The sequence below is a fragment of the Dietzia sp. NPDC055877 genome (genome assembly GCF_053615975.1).
Map to the genome: position 1 here is coordinate 1 of NZ_JBSHCV010000035.1, position 6,214 is coordinate 6,214.

6 protein-coding genes are annotated in these 6,214 nt (G+C 65.1%); 2 read left to right on the plus strand and 4 right to left on the minus strand.

Annotated elements, in window-relative coordinates; genetic code table 11:
- Positions 1-264 precede the first annotated feature (264 nt).
- From ACWGLC_RS17610 to merA, 3 genes are all read right to left on the minus strand, one after another.
- Complete coding sequence (locus tag ACWGLC_RS17610; protein WP_017838449.1) at positions 265-861, minus strand: cadmium resistance transporter; 597 nt, start codon at positions 859-861, stop codon at positions 265-267.
- The gene (gene cmtR, locus ACWGLC_RS17615) at positions 858-1,217 is read right to left on the minus strand and encodes a Cd(II)/Pb(II)-sensing metalloregulatory transcriptional regulator CmtR (RefSeq protein ID WP_421098106.1); all 360 of its coding nucleotides are present in this window, start codon (positions 1,215-1,217) and stop codon (positions 858-860) included. The genes ACWGLC_RS17610 and cmtR overlap by 4 nt, the downstream gene beginning before the upstream one ends.
- Positions 1,218-1,456: 239 nt before the next feature.
- The gene (merA, locus tag ACWGLC_RS17620) at positions 1,457-2,857 is read right to left on the minus strand and encodes a mercury(II) reductase (protein WP_017838447.1); all 1,401 of its coding nucleotides are present in this window, start codon (positions 2,855-2,857) and stop codon (positions 1,457-1,459) included.
- A 105-nt stretch (positions 2,858-2,962) separates the two neighbouring features.
- Between merA and ACWGLC_RS17625 the strand changes: the two genes are divergently transcribed.
- On the plus strand, positions 2,963-3,352 hold the full coding sequence (locus tag ACWGLC_RS17625) for a heavy metal-responsive transcriptional regulator (protein ID WP_007928756.1): 390 nt from the start codon (positions 2,963-2,965) through the stop codon (positions 3,350-3,352).
- A 241-nt stretch (positions 3,353-3,593) separates the two neighbouring features.
- Here ACWGLC_RS17625 and ACWGLC_RS17630 read toward each other — a convergent pair whose 3' ends face one another.
- Positions 3,594-5,171: an MFS transporter gene (locus tag ACWGLC_RS17630; protein WP_452101085.1), complete on the minus strand. Its 1,578-nt coding sequence runs from the start codon at positions 5,169-5,171 to the stop codon at positions 3,594-3,596.
- A gap of 117 nt (positions 5,172-5,288) precedes the next feature.
- Between ACWGLC_RS17630 and ACWGLC_RS17635 the strand changes: the two genes are divergently transcribed.
- Positions 5,289-5,978: a TetR/AcrR family transcriptional regulator gene (locus ACWGLC_RS17635; RefSeq protein WP_204719062.1), complete on the plus strand. Its 690-nt coding sequence runs from the start codon at positions 5,289-5,291 to the stop codon at positions 5,976-5,978.
- The last annotated feature ends 236 nt before the right edge of the window (positions 5,979-6,214 follow it).

Consider the following 6,214-nt stretch of genomic DNA (forward strand, 5'->3'; position numbering starts at 1 on the left):
AACTCGCTGGCGCGACATATCTACGGGACGACCGGACTGGCTCGGAGCCTTCCGACCATGCCCCTCTAGGTGCGTCGTAATGGAGGATCGTCAAATGCGACAGGGCGGCGGCGGGGCGTGAGTTGTGGACTTGATCGCTTTGTGGCGGTCTTCTGTGGTTACTTCTTGGCGGCGACGTACGACGTACCAATCGGGCGTTCTGGCCGAAAGGGTTAGAGCGAGTCGGCGGCTCACGGGTGGGCGGCCGGGTTTGCGTCTGTTTTGTCAGAGTCCGAATGCTCCGCCGCTGATCAGAATGAAGGCGCCTAGGCCGATCAGGACAATCGGGAACAGGATGTGTTCCCAGCGCTCCAGGACTTCGGCGATCGGTCGGCGGGTGGCGACGAACCTTGCCAGGCCCACCAGTCCCGCCACCAGCACCAGGAACACGATGCAGTAGGCGACCACGGCTCCCGGGCCCACGTTGAGAAAGACGGGGACGTAAACGCCGATGTTGTCTCCACCGTTGGCGAAGGTTACGCCGGCCACGGTCCACACGGCGACGTTCTTGCCCTCGACCTTTGCATCGTCGTCATCATCGTCCCCGCGCCAGGCCTGCCACGCGGCCCACAGTCCCAAGCCCAGTGGGATCAGCCCGAAGTAAGGGATGGCCTGCGGGGGCAGGAAGACTCCCGCGCCCAGGGAGACGAGCACAGCCACGCCGAGGATGCCGGCGAACCCGAGATACTGGCCGGCCAGAATGCGTGCGGTGGTTCCGCGTTGGCCTGCTCCGCGGGCGAAAAACAGCGACAGGACGATGATGTCGTCGATATTGGTGGCAATGAACAGGCCGATCGCCTGCAGGGCCGAGGACAGGATCACGCCTGCACCTCCGTGGCGTGACAACCCGGCACTGAGCAGTCGGGCTCCAAGCAGGAGGCGTTTTCGTTGACCGCGAGGGTGATCTCGACCAAGGAAGATAGCGACCGGGCCAAGTGCGGGTCTACGATCTCATACCGGGTCTGGCGACCTTCGGGCACTGCGACAACGATCCCGCAGTCGCGCAGGCATGCCAGATGGTTCGACACGTTCGACCGTGTCAGCTCCAGATCCCGGGCCAGCTCCGCCGGGTAGGCCGGCTGCTCCAGCAAGGTCAGCAGTATTCGGGACCGTGTCGGGTCGGCCATCGCCCGCCCTAACCGGTTCATCACATCGACACGAGAAGCAATAGTCAGCACTTGCTGAACTATACAGCGTCTGCTGAACTGTTGTGACAACGCCCTAAAAACCTAAAGGTTGTCAAGACACTTAATCTCGTCCAGGGCTACGGCCAGTTTTGAACAGGTTTCCTGGCGCTACAGGCACCCACCGGAGTCTCACTAAGTCGTCTTGACAACCTGTAGGTTTTTAAGGCACATTCACGGCGCCAGGCGGGCCGCCGCGGGAGCCCTCGTCCACCCCGCTGGGGCCGCGGGTTTCAGGCGCAGCATGACGTCGGCATCTGGTTTCGGAAGAGGCCGGCCACGATGCGCAGGCTTTCGCTCATGGTCAGGTACGGCGCCCAGGTGTCGGCCAGATCGTCGACGGTCATGCCGCTTTTGATGGCGTAGGTGGCCGCCAACATGATCTCCCCAGCACCGTCCGCCAGGGCGTGCACGCCCAGAACCTTGCCGCTCACGGCGTCGGCGACGAGCTTCACCGCACCACGGGTGTCGTGCTGGACGAGCGCCCGGGGGACATCGGACAGGTCCAGGACGCGGCAGTCGCACGCGTGCCCTCGGGTGAGGGCCTCGTCCTCGGTCAACCCCGCCGAGGCCAGCTGGGGCCGGGTGAACACGACCGCAGGAAAGCCGGCGTAGTCGACCCGAGCTGCCGGCGGGTACCTGTCCTCGGTCAGGGCGTTGAGCGCGGCGGCCCGACCGCCGGCGGCGGCGGCGTAGACGTACTGGGGAGCCCCCGAGACGTCACCGGCGGCCCAGACGCGCGGGTTGGAGGTGCGCTGGGTCTGGTCGACCACGACGAAGCCGCGCTCGTCCACGTCCACACCGGCAGCGGCCAGGTTCAGGCCGTCGGTGCGGGGCAGGCGTCCGGTGGCCACCAGGACCTGCGCGCCGCGCACCTGTTCGCCCGAGTCCGTGGTCACCACCACCTCTCCTGCGGGGCCTGGTTCGCGGGCCACAGTGGTCGCGCGCTCTTCGACCACGGTGATGCCGTCGTCGGTGAAGACTTCCCGAAGTCTCTGGGCCAGCTCCGGCTCGGCGTGCGGCGCCAGACGCCCGACCACAGAGACCCGGGTGCCGAGGTGAGCGAACAGCTGGGCCTGCTCCATCCCGACGTACCCGCCACCGATAACGACCAGGGACTCAGGCAGCTCGGTCAGCTGCATCGCGGTGGTGGACGTCAGCCGGTCCACAGAGTCGAGACCGACCACCTCCGGGATGGCGGGGGTGGCACCGGTGGCGACCAGATAGGCCCGGGCCCGCAGCGCCTGGCCGTCGACGGCCAGGGTGTCCCCGTCCAGGAAGCTGGCCTGGCCTGGGCGGACCTGGAAGCCGTAGGCAGCGGCCACATCGGCGTACTTCGCATCACGCAGGCGCTCGATGAGTGCGTCCTTCTGGGCCACCAGATCGCCGAGGTTCACCGGTGCGGCTGACGTTGGGGCACCTTTGAAGGGATTGGTGAGCGCGGCGTGCCGGGCCCCGGCGGCCGCCAGGAGCGTCTTGGACGGCACGCAGCCGATGTTCACGCACGTCCCGCCCAGAACACCGCGCTCAACCAGCACGACGCTCTTACCGGCCTGGCTGGCCGCGATGGCGGCGGACATCGCCGCGCCTCCTGAGCCGATCACGGCCAGATCGACGTCGTAGTCCACACCCATTTGCCCACCTTCCTTCGCGTGACCCCTCTTCAGCGTCCATAGTGGACGTTCCAGCGCAGAGGAAGGTCAAGGCGAACATGGACGAGAGCCGAGAAAGGGGCCACTGTGCGCATCGGTGAGTTGGCCGTGGCCAGCGGCACCACAACCAAGACGCTGCGCTTCTACGAAGAAGCCGGCCTACTACCTGCGCCTGAGCGCACCGCCAACGGATACCGCGACTACACCCCTGCGGCCCTGGCGCGCCTGGACTTCGTTCGCCGCGGCCGCACCGCTGGGCTCACCCTGGCCCAGATTCGCGAGATCCTCGACATCCGCGACGCCGGAGTCGCACCCTGCCAGCACGTGCACGCCCTGCTCGAAGCCCACCTGGGCGACCTGGACCGCCAAATCGCCGACCTGCAAGCACTGCGACACACCGTCGCGCACCTTCACCACAGTGCCACCACCAGCGACCCCACCAAATGCGACACCACGACCGTCTGCCGCTATCTGTGACCAGACCGGTGCTCGCGTGTATCGCCATGAGCAGATGCCGCCACAGAGCGTCGACAGAACCCCGCCATATAACGGCGAAAGCCACACACCAGCCACTGACCCCGCCCTGAAGATGGTGGGTATCGCTAGCCACAGCAGCTCGACCGCCGAGATTCGGCACTCGGGAGGGACCGCGGTTCTTGCTGACCTTGCGCAGTTTCTCCAGGCACGAGTCAGTGCAGCGGGAAGCCGGACGGGCCACCTATCCGACGCTGTCCCGGTGTGCCGGTGCTGTGGAACTGGCCGTGGTCTTGTGGTCACGCGGAGCAGTGCCCGGGGCAAGGATCGCTAGCAAGACTGCGGCTGCGGCGGTGAGGATTGCCAACGTAAGTGTGGCCTGACTGCTGCCGTTGACAAATGCCTCTTTGGCGTAGTCGACCAATGGTTGCGCCATTGGTCCGGCTTGTGCGGCGATCTCTAGGGCGGCGGCCAGGGAGTCGGAGACCGGACCGCGGGCAGGTTCGGGTAACTGAGGCAGGGCGGGTTGGATGTGGCGGGTGTATCCGGCGGCCAGCACGCTGCCGGCCACTGCGATCCCCATCGCAGCGCCGATCTCGCGGGCCGCATCGTTGACTGCGGCGGCGACCCCGTGTTTGCTCTCCGGAGTTTCGGCGATGATCGCGTAGGTCGCTGGGGCTGTGCATAGTCCGAGCCCTGCGCTCATGATCAACAGCGGCCATAGCAGGTCGAGGTAACGTGCGTCGACGGTCATCCGGCTGACCAGCATCAGGCCAACTGCGATGGTCACCAGACCGGCGACGGTCATCACTCGTAGTCCAAATCGCTGTGACAGTCGGGGGGCGATCACCGAGATCACGATCAGGGGGACCGTCATCGGCACCAATCCCAACGCCGAGGCCAGCGGTCCGTATCCCAGGATCAGTTGCAGGTACTGCACCAGGAGTAGGAATACCCCGAAAGTGACCAAGAATTGGATGGCCACCGACAACGAGCCGGCGCTGAAGCCGCGCTTGGCGAACAACCGAACATCCAACAAGGGGGCCGAGGATCGCAGCTCAATCAGGATAAAAAAGGCTGTCGCCAACATACCGGCCCCGGCGCTGGCGAGAACGATCGGGTCGGCCCAGCCCCGCGCTGGAAACTCGATCGTGGCGAATACGATTCCCGCAACCGCGACTGCAGCTGCCGCCGCGCCCACCCAGTCCACGGGAGGGTGATCATGCTGGCTGGACTCAGCGATCGTGCATGCCAGCGCGGCCAGTAGGGCTCCCGCTGCGGTCAGTCCGACAAATACCGACACCCACGACCAGCGCTCAAGCAGCACCCCGGCGCCGAGGATGCCTAACACTGCTCCGGAGCCGGCGACTCCAGCCCACACACCTACTGCTCGGCCGCGATGAACGGCGGCGAAACCAGCAGTCAGAATCGATAGCGTCGAGGGCATTACCAGTGCAGCGCCCGCCCCGGCAATCGCTCGCGCAGCGATCAACCAGGCCGGGTCAGACAGCAGCAGGGGAAGTGCGGACGCAATGGTGAATATCGCCAGGCCTATTACGAGAACTGCGCGTCTGCCATAGCGGTCACCGATCGCTCCAGCGGGCAGGACCAGGCACGCCAGTACCAGCGTGTAGCCGTCGACGATCCAGGTCAGCTGGGCTTGCGTCGCTCCAGTCTCTACCGCAATCTCCGGTAATGCCGAATACAGCGCGGCCATGGCCGCGACCACCAACGCCACGGCTAGGCACGACACCGTGAGCATCCACCATTCGGCTCGGGTCCACCGGGATGACTCGGTGATGGTCTGTTGGGGTGAGTGCATCGCCGGCCCCTTGCTGTGAGATGATCGGTCTTGGTCTGAGACAAGTAGTATCACAGTATCCGGCTGGCTGGACAGGTTAGCTTGGACGAGAAGTGACCGTCGGCCGAAGGGGAGAGCGTGAACGACTGGAGTGCTGACCGGCCCGCTACGGACGACGATCAGCTCGATCCGCGACTGCTGCGCTCACGAAAACGATTGCTCGACGCTGCCACGCATCTCCTGAGCACTGGTGGTGTAGAGGCGGTTACCGTCGAGGCGGTCACTCGAATGTCAAAGGTTGCGCGGGCCACGCTCTATCGGCATTTCGGCGGGACCGCCCAGTTGCTTGCGGCGACCTTCGAGCGGCTGTTGCCTCGCGTCGAGGTCTCTGCCGACAGTGGGTCGGTACGAGACCAACTCATCGCGCTTCTCACGGCCCAAGCCGACCTGATTGACCAGGCGCCGCTGAACATTACGACTCTGGCTTGGCTGTCAATCGGATCAGTCGGCGGCGATCCTGCCGATTCGGCCGCGATCACCTCACTGCGCAGTCGAGTCATCGAGGAGTACCGGCAGCCCTTTGACCGCATCCTCACACAGCCTGACGTACAGGCACAGCTCGGCAACATCGACACCACCTTCGCGATCGTTCAGCTCCTCGGCCCCGTCGTGTTCGCTCGCCTCACTGGGCTCTGCACGGTCGACCACGACGGATGCGTGCAACTTGTTGATGATTTTCTTGCTGCCCGCAAGCAGGGAGACAAACCCATCCCGGCCGAGTTCGGCCACGATCTGAACCGCCCAGGCGCCGTCGGCGGACCTTGCTGAATCAAGGCGGTCCTTGTTGTTCTGCGCGATGCGCACCTGCTCGCAGGTCAGGCGCAGCCCGAGTTCGAACGAGCTGCGAGCCATTCGGGGAGGTGTCGAGTTCGCACAATCGACACCTCGACACCTTTTACTTGTCATAACGTCTGGTTATCGGCCGTGGTGTACGTGCCATAGATGGGTGGGCATCCAGCCACCTGCATTCTGGCAGCGACTCACTTTCGCGGGCTGCAGCTGCG

Bases quoted from the DNA above. Each gene is read 5' to 3' on its own strand.
- merA (WP_017838447.1), bottom strand. From the start codon at position 2,857: ATGGGTGTGGACTACGACGTCGATCTGGCCGTGATCGGCTCAGGAGGC.
- ACWGLC_RS17630 (WP_452101085.1), bottom strand. From the start codon at position 5,171: ATGCACTCACCCCAACAGACCATCACCGAGTCATCCCGGTGGACCCGA.